This is a genomic window from Pleurocapsa sp. PCC 7319 (genome assembly GCF_000332195.1).
GTDB lineage: Bacteria > Cyanobacteriota > Cyanobacteriia > Cyanobacteriales > Xenococcaceae > Waterburya.
Genome location: NZ_KB235922.1, coordinates 2,968,792 through 2,993,318, shown reverse-complemented (window position 1 = coordinate 2,993,318; position 24,527 = coordinate 2,968,792). Strand labels below are relative to the sequence as shown.

The 24,527-nt window shown below is 35.5% G+C and carries 19 protein-coding genes; 15 read left to right on the top strand and 4 right to left on the bottom strand.

What is annotated here, in order from left to right; translation table 11 throughout:
• The first annotated feature begins 639 nt into the window (after positions 1-639).
• From PLEUR7319_RS0117550 to PLEUR7319_RS0117530, 5 genes are all read left to right on the top strand, one after another.
• A complete protein-coding gene (locus PLEUR7319_RS0117550) occupies positions 640-1,794 on the top strand; it encodes a glycosyltransferase (RefSeq protein ID WP_019506532.1) in 1,155 nt (384 codons plus the stop codon).
• A complete protein-coding gene (locus PLEUR7319_RS0117545) occupies positions 1,791-4,016 on the top strand; it encodes a polysaccharide biosynthesis tyrosine autokinase (protein WP_019506531.1) in 2,226 nt (741 codons plus the stop codon). Before PLEUR7319_RS0117550 ends, PLEUR7319_RS0117545 begins: the two co-directional genes overlap by 4 nt.
• Before the next feature lie 20 nt (positions 4,017-4,036).
• Positions 4,037-4,969, top strand: coding sequence for a heterocyst development glycosyltransferase HepC (gene hepC, locus PLEUR7319_RS0117540; RefSeq protein ID WP_026102599.1), 933 nt, complete (start codon positions 4,037-4,039; stop codon positions 4,967-4,969).
• Positions 4,970-5,093: 124 nt separating this feature from the next.
• Entirely contained in the window at positions 5,094-6,950 is a 1,857-nt protein-coding gene (hepA, locus tag PLEUR7319_RS0117535; RefSeq protein WP_019506529.1) for a heterocyst formation ABC transporter subunit HepA, read from the top strand.
• Positions 6,951-6,987: 37 nt separating this feature from the next.
• Complete coding sequence (locus tag PLEUR7319_RS0117530) at positions 6,988-7,884, top strand: sulfotransferase (RefSeq protein ID WP_019506528.1); 897 nt, start codon at positions 6,988-6,990, stop codon at positions 7,882-7,884.
• Between the two features lie 87 nt (positions 7,885-7,971).
• Here PLEUR7319_RS0117530 and PLEUR7319_RS0117525 read toward each other — a convergent pair whose 3' ends face one another.
• The gene (locus PLEUR7319_RS0117525) at positions 7,972-8,697 is read right to left on the bottom strand and encodes a hypothetical protein (protein ID WP_019506527.1); all 726 of its coding nucleotides are present in this window, start codon (positions 8,695-8,697) and stop codon (positions 7,972-7,974) included.
• A 464-nt stretch (positions 8,698-9,161) separates the two neighbouring features.
• On the opposite strand from PLEUR7319_RS0117525, the gene PLEUR7319_RS0117520 reads away from it, so the two are divergent.
• From PLEUR7319_RS0117520 to PLEUR7319_RS0117475, 9 genes are all read left to right on the top strand, one after another.
• The gene (locus PLEUR7319_RS0117520) at positions 9,162-9,866 is read left to right on the top strand and encodes an FkbM family methyltransferase (RefSeq protein WP_237743590.1); all 705 of its coding nucleotides are present in this window, start codon (positions 9,162-9,164) and stop codon (positions 9,864-9,866) included.
• Between the two features lie 107 nt (positions 9,867-9,973).
• Complete coding sequence (locus tag PLEUR7319_RS0117515; RefSeq protein WP_019506525.1) at positions 9,974-10,738, top strand: sulfotransferase; 765 nt, start codon at positions 9,974-9,976, stop codon at positions 10,736-10,738.
• A 262-nt stretch (positions 10,739-11,000) separates the two neighbouring features.
• Positions 11,001-11,984, top strand: coding sequence for a glycosyltransferase family 2 protein (locus PLEUR7319_RS0117505; RefSeq protein ID WP_019506523.1), 984 nt, complete (start codon positions 11,001-11,003; stop codon positions 11,982-11,984).
• Positions 11,985-12,040: 56 nt separating this feature from the next.
• Positions 12,041-13,510, top strand: coding sequence for an O-antigen ligase (locus PLEUR7319_RS0117500; RefSeq protein WP_019506522.1), 1,470 nt, complete (start codon positions 12,041-12,043; stop codon positions 13,508-13,510).
• Positions 13,511-13,527: 17 nt separating this feature from the next.
• A complete protein-coding gene (locus PLEUR7319_RS38310; protein WP_019506521.1) occupies positions 13,528-14,370 on the top strand; it encodes a sulfotransferase domain-containing protein in 843 nt (280 codons plus the stop codon).
• A gap of 82 nt (positions 14,371-14,452) precedes the next feature.
• The gene (locus PLEUR7319_RS0117490; RefSeq protein ID WP_026102596.1) at positions 14,453-15,175 is read left to right on the top strand and encodes a hypothetical protein; all 723 of its coding nucleotides are present in this window, start codon (positions 14,453-14,455) and stop codon (positions 15,173-15,175) included.
• A gap of 117 nt (positions 15,176-15,292) precedes the next feature.
• Positions 15,293-17,407: a GxGYxYP domain-containing protein gene (locus tag PLEUR7319_RS0117485; RefSeq protein ID WP_158441850.1), complete on the top strand. Its 2,115-nt coding sequence runs from the start codon at positions 15,293-15,295 to the stop codon at positions 17,405-17,407.
• Positions 17,408-17,673: 266 nt separating this feature from the next.
• Entirely contained in the window at positions 17,674-18,822 is a 1,149-nt protein-coding gene (locus PLEUR7319_RS0117480) for a glycosyltransferase (protein WP_026102595.1), read from the top strand.
• A 63-nt stretch (positions 18,823-18,885) separates the two neighbouring features.
• Positions 18,886-20,025, top strand: a complete 1,140-nt coding sequence (locus PLEUR7319_RS0117475; protein ID WP_019506517.1) for a glycosyltransferase family 4 protein — start codon at positions 18,886-18,888, stop codon at positions 20,023-20,025.
• Between the two features lie 181 nt (positions 20,026-20,206).
• On the opposite strand, the gene PLEUR7319_RS40140 is transcribed toward PLEUR7319_RS0117475, so the two are convergent.
• The 3 genes from PLEUR7319_RS40140 to PLEUR7319_RS0117465 form a co-directional block, all read right to left on the bottom strand.
• A complete protein-coding gene (locus tag PLEUR7319_RS40140; RefSeq protein ID WP_237743588.1) occupies positions 20,207-20,356 on the bottom strand; it encodes a type II toxin-antitoxin system RelE/ParE family toxin in 150 nt (49 codons plus the stop codon).
• Between the two features lie 3 nt (positions 20,357-20,359).
• Positions 20,360-20,962, bottom strand: coding sequence for a transposase (locus PLEUR7319_RS0117470; protein ID WP_019506516.1), 603 nt, complete (start codon positions 20,960-20,962; stop codon positions 20,360-20,362).
• Between the two features lie 103 nt (positions 20,963-21,065).
• Entirely contained in the window at positions 21,066-21,608 is a 543-nt protein-coding gene (locus PLEUR7319_RS0117465; protein ID WP_019503787.1) for a helix-turn-helix domain-containing protein, read from the bottom strand.
• Between the two features lie 440 nt (positions 21,609-22,048).
• Here PLEUR7319_RS0117465 and PLEUR7319_RS0117460 point away from each other — a divergent pair, with 440 nt between their 5' ends.
• On the top strand, positions 22,049-24,466 hold the full coding sequence (locus PLEUR7319_RS0117460) for a hypothetical protein (RefSeq protein ID WP_019506515.1): 2,418 nt from the start codon (positions 22,049-22,051) through the stop codon (positions 24,464-24,466).
• The last annotated feature ends 61 nt before the right edge of the window (positions 24,467-24,527 follow it).

Below are 24,527 nucleotides of genomic sequence, written 5' to 3'. Positions count from 1 at the left end.
TTTTAAGCAAATAACTTTTAAGTAGGTTTCAAAAAGAAGTTGGAAGCGTTGAATATTACAAATTAAGTATTTATATTAAATGAATATTGTATACGCAAATAGGTGATTTTACTTATATTTTAAAATAACAATATTTTATGAATACGCTAAAAAGCAGTAAAAATACATAAATAATAGTTAAAATGTCTAGCTTCTATAACAATATCTCAAAAAATTGTAATTTCAAGCTACTTATTGTAATTTAGATTACATTTAAAACATTTAAGTCATAAAAGCATAATTGTTTTCTCAGTATGTTTCAGTATGTTTAAATATTTCGCTTAATAATTCAAGAAAATTCAGATCATCTTGATCATCAAAAATACTAATAAACCAATTTTTTTAGGTAATTTATTTAACATTCAAACTGTTCTTTAGCCATTCTTACTTTTTAATAACTTTTTGGTAACTAAAAAGGGGTTTATCTTCTCTGATACATGATTTAACGTTACCTAAGACTAGTTATTATAAAATCTTTCCTTATAACAACAGCAAGTCTTTACTAAATATCAATTAGTTAACAGTTTTTCTAATTATCCAGTATCAAGAATCAATTTCAAAGTACCCATTAATCCAAGTACATACATAAGTAAACTGCTAATGAAAGTAGCCTTAGTACATGATTACCTAACGCAATTTGGTGGAGCTGAAAGAGTTTTCGAGTTACTGTGTCAGTTTTTTTACGAGGCTGATGTTTACACATCTCTCTACGATCCTCAAAATACTGTGGATTTTGCAGGACGAGCGGTCAAAACGACTTTTCTTCAACAGTTACCAGGAGCCAAATTGGGTTTTCGTCTCTTCGCTCCGTTCTATTACCGTGCTTTTCGCAGGCTCGATCTACAAGATTACGATTTAATCATTAGTAGTACTTCTAGCTTTGCCAAAGGAGTAAAAAAGAAGCCAGGAGCAATGCATATTTGCTTCTGTCACAATGTGACTCGCTTTCTTTGGGATACTAGAACTTATTTAGAAGAATATAGTAAATTTCAGAAATTTTACCCTCTAATTAAGCCTATATTTCAATCTCTACGGCAACAAGATTTGCAATATGCTCAAGAACCAGATTTATACATAGCTAACTCTACTACTGTAGCTAAAAGAATAAGGCAGATCTATCAAAGGAAAGCATTAGTAATCAATTATCCCATCGATACGAGCAAGTTTATTTATTCAGCTGAAAAAGAAGACTACTACCTAATTTCATCGCGAATGATTAGCTATAAGAGGCTGGATATCGCGATCGAGACATTTAACTGGTTGGGTTTGCCTTTGATTATTACTGGGGATGGGCCAGAACGTGAGCGTTTAGAAGCGATGTCCTTAGACAACATTAAGTTTTTAGGTTACGTCGATGATAACTGGCGTACTCACTTGATGGCCAAAGCCAAGGCTGTAGTAATCACCGCTCTGGAAGATTATGGTTTAGTTCCTATAGAAGCGAATGCTAGCGGTACTCCTGTTGTTGCTTATGGTGCAGGAGGAGTTTTAGATACCCAAATTGATGGAGAAACTGGTATTCTCTTTACACCTCAATCTCCTGATGCTTTGCAAGGGGCAATAGAACAGGTCGAAAGCCAAAATTGGAATTATACAAAAATCCGCGAACATGCTGTCAATAATTTTTCTGAGTCAGTGTTTTTCCAACAAATTACCAAAGTTATTGAAGAGTTTTGTGGTCCATCAATTGTACACAATTTAAACATCAAGTCGGAGTGGTTAGCTAATAAGGTTCCAATAGGAGTAGATCGATGAGTCAAAATAACTGGGAATTAGAAGAGCTAAATGATTTGGGTTATGGGCAGTTATTTGCTACGTTGTGGCGTCGCCGTTATTGGTTTGCAGGAGTATTTGGTGCTGTACTAGCTATTGCTATTCCTACAGCTTTGATGAAAAAGCCTGTTTACCAAAGTTATATGCAAGTATTAGCGGAATCTAACTATCAATCAAAAGATTTGACTAATAGATTCTCTGATAATGCCTATTTAGAAAAAGAATTTGCTGACTCTGGTTTGGAAATTGACTATGCCACTCAATTAAAAGTATTAAAGAGTTCAGAATTACTAAAGAGAGCTATTGCTAAGTTAGGATTAGAAAATTCCGAAGAGACAAAACAAGAAATTATAGAGTCATTGCGGGAGTCATTATCTGTAATTCAACTTACAGAAGAAGAAGGATCACAAGACCCGACAACGACCAAGATTATCCAAGCTGATTTTATTGGAGACAGTCCTGTTGAAACTAAAAGAATCTTAGAAGCAATCCAGGAAGTCTACTTAGAGTATAATCTCGAACAACAAGAGAAGCGCCTAAAGGATGGATTGAATTTTATCAATAATCAAATTCCTGATGCGCGTCGTGAATTAACCGAAGCTGAAGCAGCCCTAACTAAATTAAGTAAAGAGCATAATTTAATTTCTCCCGAACAAGAAGCGATCGCTCTGAAAGAAAACATTAGGGAGATTAGCAAAGAACGGGAAGCTCTTAAAGCTCAGCAGAGTCAAACTACAGGTAATTATAGTAACCTACAACAGCAATTAAATTTACCGACGGAAAACGCTCAAACTTTATCCCGTCTCAGTCAATCTGAACGTTACCAAAATTTACTGAACGAATTACAACAAATTGAAATTAGCCTGGCAAATGAACAAACAAAATTTACTAACGATAATCCTATTATTCAGGACCTCACTGCCAAACGAGATAGTCAACGGGCTTTGTTAATTCAGGAAGCAGAACGGGTTCTGGGCAAAGTACCTGCTAATTTTCCTATTGACCTCAAATCGATTCAAAAACAAAGGCAATTTTTTGATAGTGAGACCAGGTTTCTGGACACAATTACGGAATCTCAAGCTAGTTTGAAAGGTATCCACGAGCGAGAATTGAGCCTTGCGCAAACTGAAGCTGAACTGAGGCAGAGATTAGTTAAATTTCCCGATCTGATTGCTCGATATAGAAACTTATCTCAGGAAGCAGAAGTAAAAAGAAACGCTTTGCAAAGACTATTAGAAGCTAAGCAAGAGCTAGAAATAGAATTAAGTCGTGGAGGCTTTGGCTGGCAAGTAATTGAATCACCTCAATTGGGTGAACAAATTGCTCCTAATTTACTTCAGGATTTGTTGCTTAGTTTTGTAATTGCTTCTTTTCTGGGAGTAGGGACAGCCTTTACCATTGAAGCGCTCGATCAACGGATTACTAATCCTCAGGAAATTGAACGACAAACTTCCTTGCCGATCTTGGGAACTACCCCAGGACTATCTTCATTTGCTTCTAATCGTTTTCTAGCCAGGCTCCCCTTTTTATCTCAATCTCATTCCACCACTAATATTAAAGAAGTAATTCAGTGGCATCCTTTCCGAGAATCCTTAGATTTAATTTACCAAAACTTAAAGCTGGCCAGCATTAATTCGCCCTTACAATCTCTAGCGGTAACTAGCGCGATCGCTGGAGAAGGGAAATCCACTCTAATTTTGGGTTTAGCTATCAGCGCTGCTCGCCATCAGCAAAGAGTTTTGGTAATTGATGCTGATCTGCGTCGTCCTAGTCTCCATAAAGCATTTAATCTGGCTAATCATACTGGTTTAGCTGATTTTTTGGCAGGAGAAGTTACTTATCCTGTAATTGAGCAAGTTTCTTTCTCAGGAGAAACTATCGATTTAATTCCCTCTGGGTCCATACCATTAGATCCAGTTAAATTACTTAATTCCTCTATCTTACTGGATTTGATCGACCAACAAAAACAAAACTATGACCTGATTTTAGTTGATACTCCTCCAGCAATTGGCATGGTAGATGCGATTAAAGTTGCTTCTAACTGTGACAGCGCGGTGCTAACGATGCGTTTAGATAAATTAAAAGCTTCTGAATTACTGGAGGTGGAGGCATTATTCAGTAAGTTAAATGTTTTGGGCATAGTGATCAATGATTCTAAAGAATATGAGTTTAAATCTCCTTATTTATTGCCACAACAAGTTTAGTTTTCTGACTGGAAAAAATTATGACAACTAATATCGTCCTCCACACTTCCAAAGTGCTAACCCTAGACCTAGACCCATCTAGAGTAGAAAGTTATTTACCCGCCTGCGATCTTAAATGGCGTCAAAAAAATCTTTGGGTTAAGAGTATATCTGTGAATAGCCACTATAGTTTTCCTGCTTTAACTAGAAGGCACTGGCTAGAGAATTGTCTATGCAATTCTTGGGTAAAAAGAGTTTGTGTAGATCGGGCTTTAGGGGAACAAGGAATCAAGCTTTGGGCAGATACTTGTCATCAGGCAGATAAGCCGATTTTTATACGTCTTGCCTCTCATAGTGAGTTACCGAATTGTCGCCAGACTACCTACTGGCGAGTTAAAAGAACTTTGGATTGGTTGGCTAGTTTAATTTTACTAGTCATACTCAGTCCCCTAATGCTATTGGTGGCTATTTTAATTAAAATTTTTGACCCTGGTCCGATTTTTTTCTCTCAGTGGCGGGTAGGAGAGCGGGGCAAGTTATTTAGAATGTTTAAGTTCCGTACGATGATCATTAATGCAGAACAACAGCATCATGCCATAATGACCAATCAAAATGATTTACATAAGTGCAAAGATGACCCTCGCATTACTGCTTTGGGTAAGTGGTTGCGAAAATATAGTCTTGATGAACTACCTCAGTTATTTAACGTCATAAGGGGGGAAATGAGCTTGGTTGGTCCTCGTCCTTGGGCTTTGTATGACGCACTTCGTCTGGATGAAGCCGATAAAAAGAGGTTGAATGCTTTACCTGGGATTACCGGAGCTTGGCAAGTCCAAGAACGCTCTCAGTTGTTAGATTTGCACGCCGTGACGAAATGTGATTTTGAATATTTGCATAATTGGTCCTTGATTGGAGATTTAAAGATTTTGCTTTTGACTATACCGAAGGTTCTTGTTGGCTTTGGTGCTTATTGATGAAAAGCTATCAGCTATTAACTCTCAGCTTTCAGCCTTGATTTCCAAATTTAGGGGGCAATATTAAATCTAACTTCAGACAGATAACTAAAACAATGAATTTAATCTTGTCCAATTACTTACAATGCTAATTCGTCCTAAAATTCCGATTCCTATTCGCAGATTAATTAAAGCCACAAGTTTTTGGCGAGATAATTTCGTTATCCTCAGAGAATTTAAGCATTTTCGTTTCATTGCCATTACCGCGCTGACTTGTACATTGCTGGCTGCTCTCCTTGAAGGTACTACTGTCGGCTTAATCGCCTCTTTTTTACAAGTATTAACTAATCCTGAAAAACCTCCTATTGAAACTGGAATTGAATGGTTTGATATTAGCTTACTAGCAACCGAAGCATCCCCAACAGCTCGTCTCTATCGCCTATCAGCTCTTATTTTGGTAGCTATTTGGTTGCGATCGCTCTTACAATACTTGGGACTTTACTATTCTCGACTTTCTCAATCTAATTTATGCGACCGCCTACGTAAAAGGTTATTTGAGCAACTTCAGGGTTTGAGTTTGAGTTATTATTCAACGAGCCGTTCTGGAGATTTGATCAATAGCCTGACAACTGAAATCAATCAGATCAAGCAAGCTTTTCAAATATTTTCTAATTTGGTTAGCAGAGGATCGACACTGGTGGCTTATGTAGTCTCGATGTTGTTGCTTTCCTGGCAGCTTTCTTTGGCAGCAATCATACTTTATAGCCTCCTTTCTATAGGACTATCTACCTTAGTTCGTCGTGTTCGCGAAGCCAGTTTTGCTGTACCAAAAGCTAATGGACAATTTGCTTCCATTGCCATTCAGTTTATTAACGGTATCCGTACTGTCAAAGGTTCAGGAACCGAAGATTTTGAGCGACAAAGATTTTATCGAGCAAGCAATCTAGTGATTCTAGCCGAAGACCGGGTAGCCTCGATCTCTGCCCTAGTATTGCCACTAGCCCAAGGAGTAGCTAGCACAATTTTAATTGTCATGGTGATTGTGGCATTTAATCTATTTATCTCGACAGGAAGTCTGGCAACTTCTTCTTTATTCACTTTTATGTTTATCTTATTTCGGATGATGCCATTGGTATCTCAAGTAAATGGTTCAAGGGAAAATTTGGGTCGTTTTCAAGGGTCTATCAATAACATCAAAGAACTGCTCAAAACTGAAGATAAACCATATTTGCATAATGGAAAGCTACAATTTCAGGGATTAAAAAGAGGAATTAATTTTCAGTTGGTCGATTTTGCTTACGAACCAGGTAATCTAATTTTAGAAGATATTAATCTTACGATTGATAAAGGTAACGTCACAGCTCTAGTAGGTGCATCAGGAGCTGGGAAAAGTACTCTAGCCGATCTGGTTGCTCGTTTTTACGATCCCACAGAAGGCTCGATTTCAATAAATGGAGAAGATTTACGTAACTTTGATATTTCTTCTGTCCGTAAAAAGATGGCAATTGTTAGCCAAGACACTTTTATTTTTAATGCTTCAGTTAGAGATAATATTGCCTACGGTATCGAAGAAATTTACGAAGAAGATATTTGGGAGGCAGCCCAACTTGCTCATGCAGTTGAATTTATTAAAGAATTACCAGAGGGTTTAGATACAGTACTAGGCGATCGCGGAGTACGATTATCTGGAGGACAACGTCAGCGCATTGCGATTGCCCGTGCCTTATTGCGTAATCCAGATATTCTGATATTAGATGAAGCTACCAGTGCCTTAGATTCTGTAACGGAACAATTAATTCAAGAATCTTTGGCAAAACTATCTCAAGGTAGAACGGTGATTGCGATCGCTCATCGATTATCTACTATTGCTAAGGCAGATAAAGTAGTAGTGCTTGAGCAAGGAAAAATTGTCGAACAAGGAAGTTATCAAGAGTTAGTAGCTAGGAAGGGTGAACTTTGGAAATATCACCAAATGCAGTATGAATTGAGTCAAGCAAGTTAGAAAAACTTTGCCTAATTAAGGAAATATTTTTATGATAATGCCAAATTTTTTAATTATAGGTGCTCCTAAAGCTGGAACCTCATCACTATATTACTATCTCAAACAACATCCCCAGATTTACATGAGTTCGGTTAAGGAACCACATTTTTTTGCTTTAGAAGGAAATAAATTTGATTATGTAGGACCTACAGAAAAAGGAATTAATCGGAAAGGTCAAATAATTACTAATCTAGAGGAATACAAAGATCTTTTTAAGGAAGTATCTAACGAAATAGCCATAGGAGAGGCATCTCCAATTTATCTGCATAGTCTCCAAGCACCTGTAAGAATTAAGCATTATATACCAAATGCTAAATTAATAGCAGTTCTACGTCATCCAGCAGAGAGAGCTTTTTCTGCATTTTCTCATTTGGTTAGAGAAGGTTATGAAACCCTGTCTTTTGAACAGGCTCTCATAAAGGAACAAGAGCGTATAAATAATAAATGGTTGAATCTTTTTTATTATCAAAAACTAAGTTTTTACTACGAATCTCTCAAGCGTTATTTTAATAATTTTAATAAAGAGAAAATTCAAATATATCTCTATGAAGATTTTAGAGAAAATACTATTGATATTGTTCGAGATATCTTTAGTTTTTTAGAAGTAAATAATGATTTTGTTCCAGATTTAACTATAAAAAATGCATCTGGCATTCCTAAAAGTAGATTTTTATACGATCTTTTTACTAAAAAAAATTTCATAAAGTCTATTTCTAAGCCTTTTTTTACTGAGCAATTACGTCGAAAAATCTATGATAGAGTCACAACTCAAAATTTAGGTTCAAAACCTACTATGCCCTCAGAAATAAAACATAATTTGATAAACATATATCGAGAAGATATTTTGAAACTTCAAGATTTAATCCAACGAGATCTTTCTCATTGGCTGAAATAAAGTTATTATTCAGCAAAGTGCTCTTTCCTTTAACAATGAACAAATAGTAAGCAATCAACAAATTAATAATAATTTTTCAAACTATTATTAACTTAACTTACTTTTAATTCTCCATAAAATATGTTTGCCTGAATATTCAAATAAATATTTAAGACTTCTAAATTTTCGATCTTTTATAAGATAATTTTTTATAAAGTTCATTATTTGTATTTGAGATTTTACATCTTGATCTTGTACAGAGAAAAGAGGAACTAAACAATAACGATCAAAATTATTAGCCAACCATAAATCTAAATAACTTCTTTTAGCATCATTATCTCTTTTCCATTCAGCAATAGTTGTACTAAAGTTATCTATGAAATATTGATAAGCATTATGATTTATAGCGTATGTATGATTGCCTCTTACATCAGAACCTCTCTCAACTTTTATTAAATTATCAGATATATGATGAAATTTTATCTTGGCATCTTTACCAACAAAACTGTATCCAATATTAAATACTTTCCAATCTATAGGCAAATTATTAATTGCATTGTACATATATTTTTCATTCCATTTTATGAATATCAAATCATCTTCAAAAATCAGAATATTTTTTAGTTTCTTTTGAGCTGCCATTTTTATTACTGCTAAATGAGACGAACCTGCTATTGCACGTCCCCCAACTTCATCTCGAACAGCACTAAATCTTTTAACTTTATCCTCTATTCCTATTTTTTTGAATTCTTGTTTGACTTTTTCCCAACGCTCGATTTTTTCGTCAAGATTGATACAATAAATTTCTTCAAAATAGTCAAATGGATTGTTCATTTATTTATTTAGTAGAAAAATGTTACTTTATAATCTTACTTTATCATAAATAAAATTACGATCAACATTAATGATAAATATAAATAAAAAAGTATTTCTCACTACATAATATCGTTTGATTTAAAATAAGATTATATAATAGTAAGTGATAACTTTATTGGAGTTATAATTAAAATAATAGAACAATTATTAAGACATTAATAACTTTAGTTAATGAGTTAGAAAAAAATAATTTACTCATTATTATCACTTCTTTTTACGACTCAAACTTTTTTGTCAACCTATTGTGAAATTTTGCTTTTTAGCTTTTTTAGATAATTATTATGGTACTAAAGAAAACTACGTTACTCAAAAAAACTATTCTAGAACATTTTCATAAATCATATATATATATATTTGCAAGAAAAAGATTTTTCAAGCTCAATAAGCAACTATATTTTTTGAGCTTACGAGGTCTTGGTTTCATGAATTATAATAGAAAGATAAATGGCGAAAATTTGTTTTTACAGAAACTTTTAGGAAGTTCAGATAAATATTTAGTAATTGATGTTGGTGCCAACGTAGGAGAATATTCCAACAAAGTCAAAAGTATTTCTAAATCGGTCACAATTTATGCTTTTGAACCACATCCAATAACTTTTAAGAAACTTCAGGCTGCAGCATCAAAATATAACTATATAGCAGTCAATCTCGGATGTAGTAATATACAAGGTGATTCCAAATTATTTGATTATCAAGAAAATTGTGATGGTTCTACACATGCTTCCTTATATAAGAATGTGATAGAAAAATTTCATAGCAGTAGCTCGGTATATTGGGATATAAAGTTAACTACAATAGACCATTTTGTTGATAAGAACAATATCAGAAAAATTAACCTTTTAAAAATTGATACAGAAGGTAATGAATTGAATGTTCTTATTGGAGCCAAAAAATCAATTGAAGAAAAAGTTATTGATATCATTCATTTTGAGTTCAACAAAATGAATATTACGAGTAGAGTTTTTTTCAAGGATTTTTATGAGCAATTACCTGAATATTCATTTTATAGAATGCTTCCTGACGGACTAGTTAAGTTAGAAGCGTACAATCCTTTATTTTGTGAAATATTTGCATATCAAAATATTGTCGCAATTCATAAAGAATATGACCAGCCATTCTCAAGTTGATCTTACTTAATAATTACTTTACCCTGACCATCAAACTAGTTATAGATAAATAATACTAGTTACTAATAATGTTCCGGATAACTTAGCTTAGCTAATTAAGTAACTTAATGAAAATAAATAATTTTGCCTTAATTATTGGTGCAATGAAGTGCGGTACAACTAGCCTCTTCAAATACCTAGCACAACACCTCCAAATTTCAGCTTGCAAAAATAAAGAACCACTTTTCTTTTCTAACAAAGATATATTTTCTAGAGGTTTTGATTACTACCAAAGCCTTTGGGACTGGAATTCTAATCAGCATAAAATTGCTCTTGAAGCAACTGTATCTTACACAAGAGTAACGCATACAAGTCCATCTCATCTAAATGCTGCTGAAAATATTGCCAAAATCAAAGCATGTACAAATGCAAATTTTAAATTTATCTACATCATTAGAGATCCAATAGATAGGATAGAGTCTCATTACACTAATGGACGTGCACATCTATATAAAGACACAGCAAAGCCTCTTTCTGAAGGAATAAATAGCGAAATAATAGATACTTCAAAATATGCAATGCAAATAGAAGAGTACTATAAAAGATTTCCTCATGAAAGCATTCTTTTATTGAATTTTGAGAATCTAAAAAATGAGCCCCTTAATGTTGTGAGAAAAGTTTGTCGATTTTTGGACATAGATCCGGATTATAAATTTCAAGGATTAAATATTAATCATAATCCGTATAATCCAATATTCAGAAGAGTTACTTTACCTGGTTATTCAAGTATAAGAAAGACAAAATTTGTCAAATCGATAGTTAGGCAGATTCCAGATGAAACAAGAATAAAATTACAACCATTTCGCAAGCTTCTTACACAAAAAAAATATTAAGAATATATCAAAATTTCTTCAAAACAACGCAATCATGTTTTAAATTTACTACAAAATGATTTGCAAGATCTAAAAACTAAATATGGAGTTGATCTAAGCAGGTGGAATATAAACATCTAAATGATTTGCGTTTATTTATTTCTACGTATAGTAAGTTTCTTGGAAAAAATTTAATGTCTAACTTTGTGTCTCTTATTGCCGATCCAAAACATAGAAATACATTTAATGAAATATTTAATGAAATTACAAAGATAAAACTTAAATGAATATTACTGTTATTATACCTACTTATCGTCGTCCCCAGGATTTGGTACGTTGTTTGAACGCATTGAAAAATCAAACGCGACCAGCTGATGAAGTGTTAATAATCGTTCGCGATACTGATGCTGAAACCTGGACTTTCCTAAAAAATTTCAATCATGAATCCTTGCCACTACGTAACGTTAAAGTAACTATTCCAGGACAAGTAGCAGCTTTAAATGCTGGTCTAGATGAAGCTCGAAGTGAAATTATTTCAATTACAGATGACGATGCAGCACCTCGTCCTGAATGGTTAGCTCGTATTGAGTCTCATTTTCTGAATGATAGTCAGATTGGAGGTGTTGGTGGACGAGACTGGTTGTATATTGGCAACAAGTTGATGGAAGGTGAACGAAAAATTGTTGGTAAAGTCCAGTGGTTTGGACGAACTATTGGAGAGCATCATCGAGGTATAGGGAAACCCCGTGAAGTTGAGATTCTCAAAGGCGCCAATATGAGTTACCGGCAAACTGCTATAGCTAACTTACGATTTGATAAGCGACTCTTGGGTTCAGGGGCAGAAGTACATAATGACTTAGCTTTTGCTTTGAATGTCAAGAAAAGTAGTTGGAAATTAATTTACGATCCTTTGGTAGAGATAGACCATTATCAGGGTTTACGTTTTGACGAGGATCGACGAGGTCAATTTAATGAAGTTGCTTGGTTTAATGAAGTTCATAACCAGACCCTTGTTTTACTCGAATATTTACCAACTATGAGAAAAGTCGTTTATCTTGTTTGGACAATTTTAGTTGGCACCAGAAAAGGTTTTGGTGTAGTGCAGTTGGTAAGATTTTTTCCGAAGGAAGGTAAGTTAGCAGGAAAAAAATGGTTGATATCAATGCGAGGACGTTGGCAAGGACTCTTAGCTTGGCGAGAGGGTATAGAAAGTAGTTGCTCAAAGCTTTCTCAGACGTCTTTACCAGAAACGCTCCCGCGTAGATAGGGGAAGAATTAATGTAGGCAAGTAATAACTAAATGTTTTCATCTTGGAGAAACTAAGTGGAAGGGAAACAATTAATTTCTAAAAGTTCTTATAAAAGAGGTTGGCAAATAAACCTAGAACCAAAGCCAGCATGGATGGCAATTCTAGGATTAGTATTTGTCATAAGCGTCTTTCTGCTGGTCGCTCCTCGTCTTGCTATTCCAATTTTTCCCCTTGGTTCATTCGCCGTTGGTGTATTTTTCTATCGTCGTTATCCTATTCTCTATGTCGGTTTTACTTGGTGGATGTGGTTTTTAGGCACATTTATGCGGCGCTTAATCGATTATCGGTGTGGTTATATTACCCCTTGGCCCTATCACTTAACGCCATTACTAGTAACTTCAATTTCCTTAGCTACTTTGGTACGCTACTTGCCTAGAACTTATAAGCGCGATGGCTTGCCTTTCATGCTTTGTTTTGCCAGTGTTTTCTATGCCTTTTTTATAGGATTAATTCGACAACCTATAACTGACTATGAGCGCGAAATACTAATTTTGTTTGATTGGTTAAGTCCTATTCTTTTTGGTTTCCACTTATTTGTCAATTGGCGAGATTATCCCAAGTACCGTCAAAACTTTCAGAGAGTTTTTCTCTGGGGGGTTTTGGTGATGGGAATTTATGGAGTTTTCCAATTTTTAGTCGCACCTGAGTGGGATAAATTCTTTTTGTATAGCCCTGGTGACGATACTTATGCTTCATATATGGGAGTTCCCGAGCCTTTGGGAATTAGAGTTTGGAGTACGATGGGCAACTCGATGACTTTTGCCTTCAACCTCATGCCTGGTTTATTGCTGTTGTTGATTAGTAAAGAGAAGTTACGTTTTCCCGCTGCTGGGTTTGGCTATCTTGCCTTTCTGTTATCGAAAGTGCGTACTGCTTGGTACAGTTGGTTAATAACTCTTTTACTTTTTGTTATATCCCTTAAAGATCGTCATCAACTTCGTATAATTCTTGCCATTACAACAATAGTAGTTGTTACTATTCCATTAGCTACGATGGAGCCATTCTCTGAAGTTATCAGCTCTAGGTTAGAAACATTTTCTGAGCTGGGAAAAGATGGTAGCTTAAATTCGAGACTAATAACTTTTGACAGGGGAATTAATTATGCTTTATCTGAGTTTATCGGTTGGGGTTTATTGGCACCAGGACAAGCCCCAACAGGTGGAAACTATAATCAAGCTCTTTTTTCTACCAATGACAATGGTTATCTGGTGATCCTAGTTTCTTTTGGTTGGTTTGCTCTTATTGCCTATATTGGTGGAATAGCCCTGCTTTTGTTTAAACTGTTCCAAAGACGACAATTAGATCTGTTTACTATTGCTTCCAGAACTATTGTTTTAGGTTCTTTGGCGCGAATGACTACTAGTAACGTGACAACAGAACAATATGCTATGCCTATTTGGGGGTTTTTGGGGATAGCCATGGCAGCTTACAAATATTATCAATATCAAGACAATACTAAGCAGAAAAAAAATTTTATATTATAGGGCTGGGAGAATTTTTTATGACACTTCCTAACTTTATTGGTATTGGAGCAGCTAAGTGCGGCACAACTTGGCTACATGAATTACTCAAACAACATCCAAGTATATATATGCCAACAAGAAGAAAAGAGATTAATTTCTTTAACTTCGATGATAATTATAGTAAAGGACTTGGATGGTATGAATCATTTTTTCCTAGTTCAGAAATTGCAACTAAATATAAAGCTATTGGAGAATTTACGCCTAGATATTTATCGCAACCTAGAAAGTGTGCTCAAAGGATAGCTTCTGTAAAATCAATACAAAAGCTTATTCTAATGGTACGTAATCCAGTAAATCGAGTTTATTCGCAATATGGTCATGCAGTTCGTGCTGGATATAATAAGTCTTTTGAGGACTTTCTAATTGACAGACCTTGGGTTATTAAACACAGCTTTTATGCACACAATTTAGAACCATTTTTAGAATTTTACGATCAAAAGCAGATATGTTTTCTTGTTTTTGAGCAATCTATTACACATATAAATGAGACAAAAAAAACAATTGCCAATTTTTTAAAAATATCGTCTGAAGGATTTAGCAATACTATTGGATTACAAAGAGTCAATCAAAGCTATATTCCTAAATATAGCCAATTAAACTATTTGGCGGGTCTAGTTAATCGTAAATTATCAAAGCATGATTTAGATTTGATAATAAATCTATTCGACTCATTGGGAATTCGAAAAATTCTTAAAATAGGCGCTCAGCAGAGCTTACCAACTATGCAGGAAAAAACAAAATTAAGATTACAAGAAAAATTCACAAGAGATATTGAAAAATTAGAAGTTCTACTAGATGTAAATCTTGATATTTGGCGTTGATAAACCTCGATTCCAATCGATCAATTATCAACTATAAATAATCAATTAGCTAATAACAATATATAAATATATTCAAGCATCGATGTTAAAAATAATTAATAAAATTCCGTATAGTTCATTAATGACTTATCTTAGACAATTTAATTTTGTATTTCGCTCCTTGGTAGCAAGAGAACCTCAATTAAAACTTTTTTATTTACCCTACATTCTTTGGGATTGTAAAAAATTTAAATCCTTCAAGCAAAATCCCAGCGAACGTATGATAAGCAGTGATACTGAATTAGTCATAGATGGCTTTCAAGGTTCAGCCAATAGCTTTGCCGCATTTGTATTTCAAAAGAGTCAAACAAAATATGTTCGCATTGCTCATCATTTGCATTCGCCTGCTCAAATCATAGAGGCTGCCCGTAAAAATATTCCTATTTTGCTTGTCATAAGAGAACCTGAAAAAGCCGTTCTATCTCTTACTAGCCGCTGGCCATATATTTCTATTCAGCAAGGATTAGAAAGTTATATTAGTTTTTATTCTAAGCTAGAACCTTATGCAGCTAATTGCATAGTAAGTACTTTTGAACAAACTACAGGATATTTTGATCGAGTAGTCCAAAGAATAAACATTAGGTTTGGAACAAAATTTGATGTAGTTGATATGGCTCAAGCAAATCAATGGAAACCGCCTCAAGGAGAGAGAAAAAAATTAAAGAAACAGAAAAAACAAGATTTTAAACTAGAATCAAATAACTATTTATTAGAAAAAGCAAATGAATTATACATAAAATTTAAAATATTGGCCAAACAAGATTGATTGTTTATTCTTGTAATGTTATTGATTTTTATCTTGAGAAAAAAACATTTATTTCTTTTTTTTGCTGCTGCAATTTTATTAATAATTGTCGCCAACTATTCTCCTTTAAAATCAAAGTTGACTTTTCCATCTGAAGTTGTTGTTTCTTTAGGCGATCGCAATGAAATGCCTTTGCCAGAGAAAATTATTACGGTTGATATAGGCATTAAACAAGAAGAAAAAGATCAAGCGGATGCAATTTTAACCTCAAGGGTAATACAAGGTTTGGTCAATCGACAAAGCGCAGACAAAATTTGGCTCTTCAACGATAACTCTCAATCTGGCTACACAGGAAGTAATGATTGGGACTTTCAAAAAGTAATGCTTGAGACCTTACCTGAGGTGAAAGACTTACCAAGAAAGGATCTCCAACGCCAGGTAGGTGTTAATGGTGGACTTCATGCAATCCTCGAATACATCACAATAAAATACCCCAACATAATTAAGGGTTGGGTAGTGTGGGACCCAAACCTAGAGGGACAGGTACGGCTAGCTACTTCGGGAGCAGCAGTGACCATTGCCGCTCAAAAAAACTACCTCGCGGTTTCGCCAGAACTCAAAGAGCTAATAGAAAGCTGGGGATTTTCCTTTACCGAACTACTTGACCTTCGAGAGTTGGATTTCAAACACGATTGGCAAGTACTGAACTGGCTAGTCGATAATTATTTTGCTACTTCAAATCGCCAACATCAGCTTTTATATTCCACTGGTGTGAATTCTTGGGATAATCCTGGCCCTTATGAATCAGATACACTTTTATCCTTCGGAGTAATTGATTACGCAGTGGCAACAAATGGTTTCGCCTTCAACATCGATGTTGCTGACGCCAATGACGATCAGGCTCTTATGAAGATGTTACAACAGCCCGGGTTAATTGAAGGTAGGGCTGGAATTATAGGCTGGGTCCCTTCCCATCCTGGAAGAACAGAAACCTCTGAAACACCTAAAGTATTAAGTCATACAAGTTATTATGTTATTGGGACATCAATATCATCAAATTTCAGCGTACTTGATGCCTATCCAGACAGCCAAGTCAATTTACCTGATTCCAAAGCATATCCTGTTAATGAAAAAGATGTTTTTATTACTTGGTGGATAGCCGATGGAGATAATCTCGATCATACCTTTAAAGGAATGTTTGGTCTTTTCAAGCAAAGTCCTGACTTTGGACAGAGAGGAATTACTTGGTCTGTTGCGCCGATTTTAGCTCATCTCACTCCGCCACTTTACAATTGGTACGCTCAGGTTTTGCCTCCTGAAAACGATATGGGAATCATTTGGGCTGATAAATGGATGTGTACTAGACTCAGCAACTCTGAGCAAGCTGGTTATGTTTGGCGTACTTTTGCTAAGGATACTGATTTACCTGTAGTTAACAATTTTTGTGATGCCGAAGGACACCGAGCCGATATTGTTAATTGGTTGGGCGTAATTCAAGGAATTTACAATGTCAAGCAACCAGTACAGCGTTTGGATGCAACTAATCCAGATACAGCAGTGATTGGAATGCATATGTTTCAAGATTCTAAATATGCAAAGATAGAAAATGTTCGAGAAATTGCTGATGATATTCGTCAATGGGCAAAGACCCATCCAGGACCACAATTCATGCCAGTGTCTATTGGCAAGGCAACTTATTGGCAAAACTACGATTACTTTAAAATTGCTAAAACACTTGAAGAAAATCTCCTGGCTAATCCCGAGGGGCGCAAGTATCATTTCCTCAGGGCGCGAGACTTAATGATGACTTATAGCACTTGGCAAGGACGTAAGTGGAATTGGGATCGTGAAATCGAGCAAGATTTTGTGGATAATAGCGAAAGCGGTTTTTCTATGAGCGATGGATGGGTCACAGCTCCAAGAAGCTATAAACAATACGATAAAGACTATCTTGTGGCAAATGCTGATTCAAATACCTGGGCACAGTGGCAGCCCAATATTAAAGAACGGGGAAAGTATGAAGTATACCTATGGTGGCAGCCAGGAAAAGACAGAGCCACTAATGCCAAAATAATTGTGAATCATTTAGGAGGAAAGGAGATAAAACAGCTAAACCAAAGAAAAGCGATCATTCGTGGCTGGAATTTAATTGGCACCTATCAACTTGATGGACATTCCTATCTTCGTATCGTTAATGATAAAGCTAATGGCAAGGTTATAGCTGATGCAGCGAGATTTCTTAAAGTGAACTAAAATTTCCTACTTGAAAGTAACTAAAAAGTTACGTAAACTCGAAAATTTAAATGTTGCCTTTATATACATTTCCCCTACCAAATATATTAGGCGATCGCTAATTACTAATCAATTTTAATCCTACCTTGGGGTAACTTTTTGATTACTCAAAAGAGTTATTAAACATGATAATTTAATCAGTAATTTAGGCTTTTTGGACAATTCAATTTACTGAAAGGTATTCTTGAATTTAAAAATTCCTTTAATTGCACTATCTTTAAGCTGTGGTGAAAATTCTTTTTCTCGATCAAACGGGTATGTTGGGCGGCGCAGAGTTTGCCCTAATAGATGTTGCTTACGCATATATAGAAAACTGTTTGGTTGGACTGTTTGAAGATGGTCCTTTCAAAACTCTACTCGAACAGAAGCAAATTCCAGTTCAAATTTTAAATGACCAACCAATAGCAGTTAGCCGAGATAGTAATTTTATCCAAAGCTTAGGTAGCTTGGGGCAAATTATTCCTCTCATTAATCGTGTTGTCCAGAAAGCGCGTGACTTTGATGTAATTTTTGCTAACACACAAAAAGCCCTAGTTATTGGGGCAATTGCTAGCTGGTTATCACGCCGCCCTCTAGTCTATTATCTTCACGATATTTTATCGACAGAACACTTCAGCCCTACCAATATTCGCATTGCTATTGCCACAGCAAATCGATTTGCTTCACTAGTGATGGCTGACTCCCAAGCCACTAAAAAAGCTTTTCTTGAGGCGGGTGGAAGACCTGAAATTGCAGAAGTCGTCTACTATATTTTTAAACCAGAGCTATATTCGGGTCACGATTCCCAGCGAGATATTTTGAGACAGGAGTTGGGATTGAGCGATCGCTTCCTGGTGGGACATTTTAGTCGCTTATCATCTTGGAAAGGTCAACACGTCTTGATTGAGGCTCTCAAATATTGTTCTGATGATGTAACTGCGGTTTTAATTGGCGATGCCTTGTTTGGCGAACGGGAATACGTAAAGCAGCTTCACGAGCAAGTAAACAGTTTGGGACTAGAGGAACGAGTTAAGCTCCTAGGCTTTCGCTCTGATGTACCGCAGTTGATGACTGCCTGCGATTTGGTCGCCCACACTTCAATTGCACCGGAACCATTTGGACGAGTCATTGTCGAAGGTATGTTATGCAATCGTCCGGTTGTAGCTGCTAATGCTGGCGGAGCGGCAGAAATTGTCGAGCATAGCAAAACGGGTTGGTTGCACTCTCCTGGAGATGCTCATCAGCTCGCAGAGATTATTATGAATTGTCACGACCGACCAGACCACGCTGCTGCGATCGCTAGCACAGCCAAAACAGAGGCAAGTCAACGCTTTAACCCATCAGCAATTAACCAGCAAATTTATCAATTGCTTAGCCAAGTGATTGCAATAAGCTAAAACTCTTAAAAATTGTGAGAAAAAGAGCTAAAAAGATCCAAGTTTAATAAACTGCCCAAGATAATGAAAACTCTCCAGATAGGCTTAGACTGGTTTCCCGAACAACCAAGCGGACTTGGTCGCGTCTACTACAACTGTGTCAATTATTTACCAAAAGTCGACGTAGAAGTAAAAGGCTTGGTTGCGGGCTCAAAAAAAGTAAGCCTAGGTTCTCAAGGACAAGTCCGAGCCTTTGCCCCCCCTGATTCACCCCTAATAAAACGCTGTCAAGGAATACGAAAATCAGTTTGCCAACTGTTAGCAGAATCAGACTATTCCTTGATAGTTTCTCATTTTGCCCTCTATACCTTTCCTATCCAAGATCTAATAGGCGATCGCCCATTGGTAACTCATTTTCATGGACCTTGGGCATTAGAAAGTGGGGTAGAGGCAAATAAACGTATAGCAGTTAAAGTAAAAAAATGGCTTGAACAAAGTGTTTATAGGCGATCGCAACAATTCATCGTTCTGTCTCAAACCTTCAGCGATATTTTGCATCAAGAATATCAAGTCCCCTTAGAAAAAATCAATATTATCCCTGGGGGAATAAATATAGATTGCTTTAATATTAATCTCGCTCCAATAGAAGCTCGTAGTCAATTAGGTTGGCATCAAGATCGACCGATTATTTTTTGTATCCGTAGGCTAGCCAAACGCATGGGATTAGAAAACTTGGTAGCAGCTATGGCAAAAGTTCGGACAGTTTATCCCGATATTTTGCTCCATATTGCTGGGAAAGGAGAGTTGGCTACTACACTCAAAACTCAAATCGCCGAACTAGAACTTGAAGATAACGTTAAACTACTAGGATACATACCTGACGAACAATTACCCCTATGCTATCGCGCTGCTAACTTTTCCGTTGTTCCCACCGTAGCCTTAGAAGGTTTCGGTTTAATAGTAGTCGAATCATTAGCTGCTGGTACTCCAGTATTAGGAACTCCTATCGGTGGTATTCCCGAAATCTTAAAACCCTTTTCTGAAGATCTAGTTTTTGAAGGATATCATCCAGAGCAACTTGCCAGAGGAATTATCGAAACTCTATCAGGCGATCGCATTTTACCTAGCAGTCAATCCTGCTTAGATTACGTTCAAACTAATTACAATTGGCCAGCGATCGCGCAGAAAATTAAACTTGTCTATCAAAGAGCCTTGACTGATTGACTCCGAGGCTCATCAACAATTTGAGTCATAGTTGGTTCAACAGCGATCGTGTGTTCAAATTTAGCTCAAATCAAACAGGCGATTGCGCTCCGCGCACCAGCAGAGCTGATCATTCTTTTCAATAAATGCAAGTTTTTACCTTCACCGAATAAATAAAATCTTGATTTTGACTAGATTTCCTCTACTTGTAAATATCTCTTCGATGTCCAACTTTGGTAATTATAATCAGCAAAGTTTTATCTTGTATTTCGTAGATAATTCTATAATCGCCTATTCTAACTCGATATAAACTTTCTGATGTTACTAGTGCAGCTAGGCGGAAATAATCCACCAGTTAATCATGATCTTTAAAACCCTCAAACTTCCACACAAACGGCTTGGCAAAATGCCAATTAAAGTAATCAATAAAATTCAGAATCTTTTGCTCCAGGTCTTCAGTCGAACAGAAACTACTTCTTTTGAGCAAACGCCTGACTAAAATAGAAAACCAACACTCAATTTGGTTCAGCCCTAATGTATGTTTCGGAACATATACAAAGCGAATCCGATGTGATTCATCTGATAAAAAAGCCTCACGGCTGGTCATGGATTTTAAAATTCCTTCTTTCCCTTTAACTCCTAAATCCGTAGTAATTCCACAGTTTGATGCTACTAAATTAACTAAACTTTCTGATTTATGAGTATTGAGTTGATCCACGATAAAAATCCATGACCCTTTTTCATCAGTCTGAATTGTTTTCTGGATATGTTCATAAAAATCTTGTTCAGTTCGAGTTGCACCGATAGAGGGAGTAAGTACTTTTCCTCTGGCTACATCCCAGTTAGCAATTAAGCTTAAGGTTCCGTGGCGTTCATACTCAAATTCGATTTTCTCTACTTGTTTAGGCTTGCCTGGTTTGGCTGGAAATAATCTTTCAAGAGCTTGAATACCTGTCATTTCATCGGTACTAACCAAATGAATACCTTGTTCTAATAACTTTAAGGCATTTTGATGCAGTTGACAGATATATTTGACTTGCTTTTTAAATTTTAGGGGGTCATCAATTTTGGGATTTAACCAGTAACGATGGAGATCTGGTTTTAGTGTGGCTTCTTGTTAAAAAACGTCCCGCACTTCGAGGGGAAATCTTTGACACTATTCCTCTTTTAACTGCTTCTGCTGCTAACTCTCTGGCTGTCCAATGACTTACTGGTCTTTCTGATTCTTCGGGAGATTCACAGGCTAGTGCCACTATTTGAACGACTTGTTCTACGCTAAAGAACCTGCTCGTGCCTGAACGTGGGCGATCTTCTAAAACTTGTTTAATCAAGACCATTAACTTTTTGTCAGTTACTTGTTGTTCTTCTGCTGCTGCTAGTTTCTCTTTGTCCTGTCTCCATCGTTCTCGCCACAAGCGTACTTGCCCTCTTTCTAGTTCTAATCTTCGACTAATAGAACTATTGCTCTCTCCAGATGCTGCGGCTAAAATCAGCTTGGCTCTTCTCACCAAACGATCAGGGTTGGTAGTCCCTCTAACTATCTGTTGTAGTAGTGTTTCTTGTCTGCTGGAGAGGTTGATTAGTTTTGCTTTGTTAATGGGCATCGATTCCTTGGCTTCACTCTTTTGCTTAATAGAGTAAGTTTCATTTTATCTGATGAGAGCTTCCTTTTTAACCTGGTGGGCTATTTCCGCCTAGCTGCACTAGATACTCAACCACATAACTAAATACTTACTTCTTTCTAACCATCAAACAAACTAATTATAGATACCTTAATGGTGTGATAGCGCTTGTTGCGGGTAAAACACTATTCTTAAATCTTAGAGTAGGGATTATATTTTTGATATATTTATCTCTTTTTTTCCATAAATTTTACTTTTGGACAAGTCTAGTCTAAATCTCATCTAACTATCTTGATATTAATTCTCGAGATTTAATAACTATTTAATAACTGGTTAAGCCTTGATTAAATTCTAAATTACTGTCCATAATAACTAGACATAATAGCTTGATTTTAATTAATAGTAATTAATACCAGTATTTAATGGAAAAACAAAAAATAGAATCTATTAGCAAAAGACTGTTAAATTTGATCTATATACAAGATCTAGGCTTGATACTTAGATTTGTATCTGTTCTTTTGGGGGGAAAGTTAAGTGTTAAATTGGATAAACCTCTGCAAGAATTCAACAGAATTATTGAAATAGGCTCAACAAAAGTTAGATTTGCCCATAGTTGTCTAAATACTGAGACAAATAATTATTTGGGACTTTTGACCAAGGATATTTCCACCAAGCAACGACAAAATGAACAGATTTTAACTATAGATCGGACTTTCAGTATCAAAGAAAATAATGCGGATATCCTAATTCTTTCAGATACTCTCCATTTAAACCGTCTCTGGTTTTTTCATGAATATAGACATACTCAATATCTTTTCTATACGCCAATAAATTTTACTGCCTTATTTTCTGGTCTTTCAGGGCTTTGGAAAAATATCCTTTTAAAGCGGATTCAAGTGGTTGGATTTTCTGTTTTAGAAGACGATTGGGGAACCAAACAACCTACTTTAATCATCAAAGTCTTAAAAAGATTTACCCCTAATGCCAGACGTTATATTTCCCCGGTTTTAGGTGTAGAAGGTTTTTTTAAAATTCTGACCGAAAAGCAAGTTAGATACACAATTTTACGTTGGTTTGAAGATTTGCCAGCAATAATGCCTGATGAAGATATCGATATGCTTGTTGCTGATGAGGATGTTGAAATTATAGAATTGCTACTCCAAAAACAACCAGGTATTATTCCCTGTGACCTATATACTGTTTCTGGTTTACCTGGAACCGCCTACAAAAATATGGCATATTATCCTCCTTTATTAGCCGAGAAAATACTACAGGAATCGATTACTTTTAGGTCATATTTTCGGATACCAAATCGAGAAATTCATTTCTTTAGTTTGGCCTATCACGCGATCTATCATAAAGGTCTAAACTCAGGTATTCCTATCTCTGTAAATGATAATAAGAACTCTAAACTAGATTCTACACCAGAGCATGAATATACTCAGATTCTAAAGGAAATGGCACAATCACTCAATATTGAGATTGATATTACCTTGGAAAGTTTACATGAGTATTTGAGTAGTATTAATTGGCGACCTTCACAAGATACTTTAGCTCGTCTTGATAGTAGTAATATTTGGCTGCAAGAAAAGTATCAATCTATTCTTGATACAGACAGCGGTTTAGATGCAAATAGTTTAAATATCAAGGGATTAGCTGTTTTCTTTGTGCGTCGAAAAGCACTTGAGTTGAAATTAGAACATAAAATTATTGAGCTTTTAGTTAGAGAGGGCTTTAATTTAATTGAAAGCAAAGTTTTAACCTCTGAAGAAGTTAAGCAAGTTAAATATAAAATTAGAGGTGGTAACTGGGGTAAAGGTCCATGGCCAGACTCTGGAGGAGATCCTACAATGGTTTTGGTAACAGTAGATTTAATGCCTTTAAAACCTAGTGATACACAATTAGCCAAGCAACCTCATCTATCCAATGCACGTATATTAATTAAAAATAAGATTAGAGATATAATTAATTCCTCGCTTTACGCAGAACAAAGATGTAATATTATTCACTCCAGTGATAATGAACAAGAAGCTTGGAATTATTTACAAATAGCAATACCTGAAAACTGTATAGAAATTAAGCATAAAATTGGTGCATTACACCATGATTTTTTGACAATGTATCCCATTAAAAAAGAATTAACTAGGTTTGGTAGACGTGCCAAACTTGAAGTTATTGAATATCAAAATAAATTGGCAATTAAAAAGACTTTTAGACCTGGTTGTGAACGTTTTTGTCGCAGAGAATTATTAGTTTATCAGTCTTTCGGAGAAAGATTTTTTGCAATTTCTAGTTTGATAGATTATAGTTCAAATTATCTAATCTATCCTTATTATAATGATATTTTGCAATTTCAAATTAATCAAAATAGGCTATTACCTTTATCTGTAGCCAAACAAGCTATAGAAACTATTAATTTCTTTTACGAACAAGGTTACTCACTACTCGATTTCAACCCAGCTAATATTATTGTTGATCGCGATACTGGGTTTAAAGTGATCGATTTTGAATTTCTCTATCAATATGAAAATAGACCAGATTCTTTAGAACAGTGCTATGAATTGGTTGGTATTACCGATGATTTTCATGGAGACAAACCAAATTTTGAATCAAAGCAATACTATGAAGATAGATGGAAACGTTATGTAGGTCTGAGCTTAAAAAGTTTAATTTACGATCCTACTTGGCTCCAATATATTAAACGTTTGATTTACGCCATAACTTACTTGCCAATACGCTCTCTAAAAAACAGAATTAATGGTTTATTATCTGATTATAATTTAAATTTCAGTTCTCTGAAAACTCTAATTAAAACCACAACAATACGTAAAGTCGATTAATTGTGTTAATTATTATCAGGTAAAAATTATTTTTCTCCTCAAAATACAAAAGTTTCGTTCG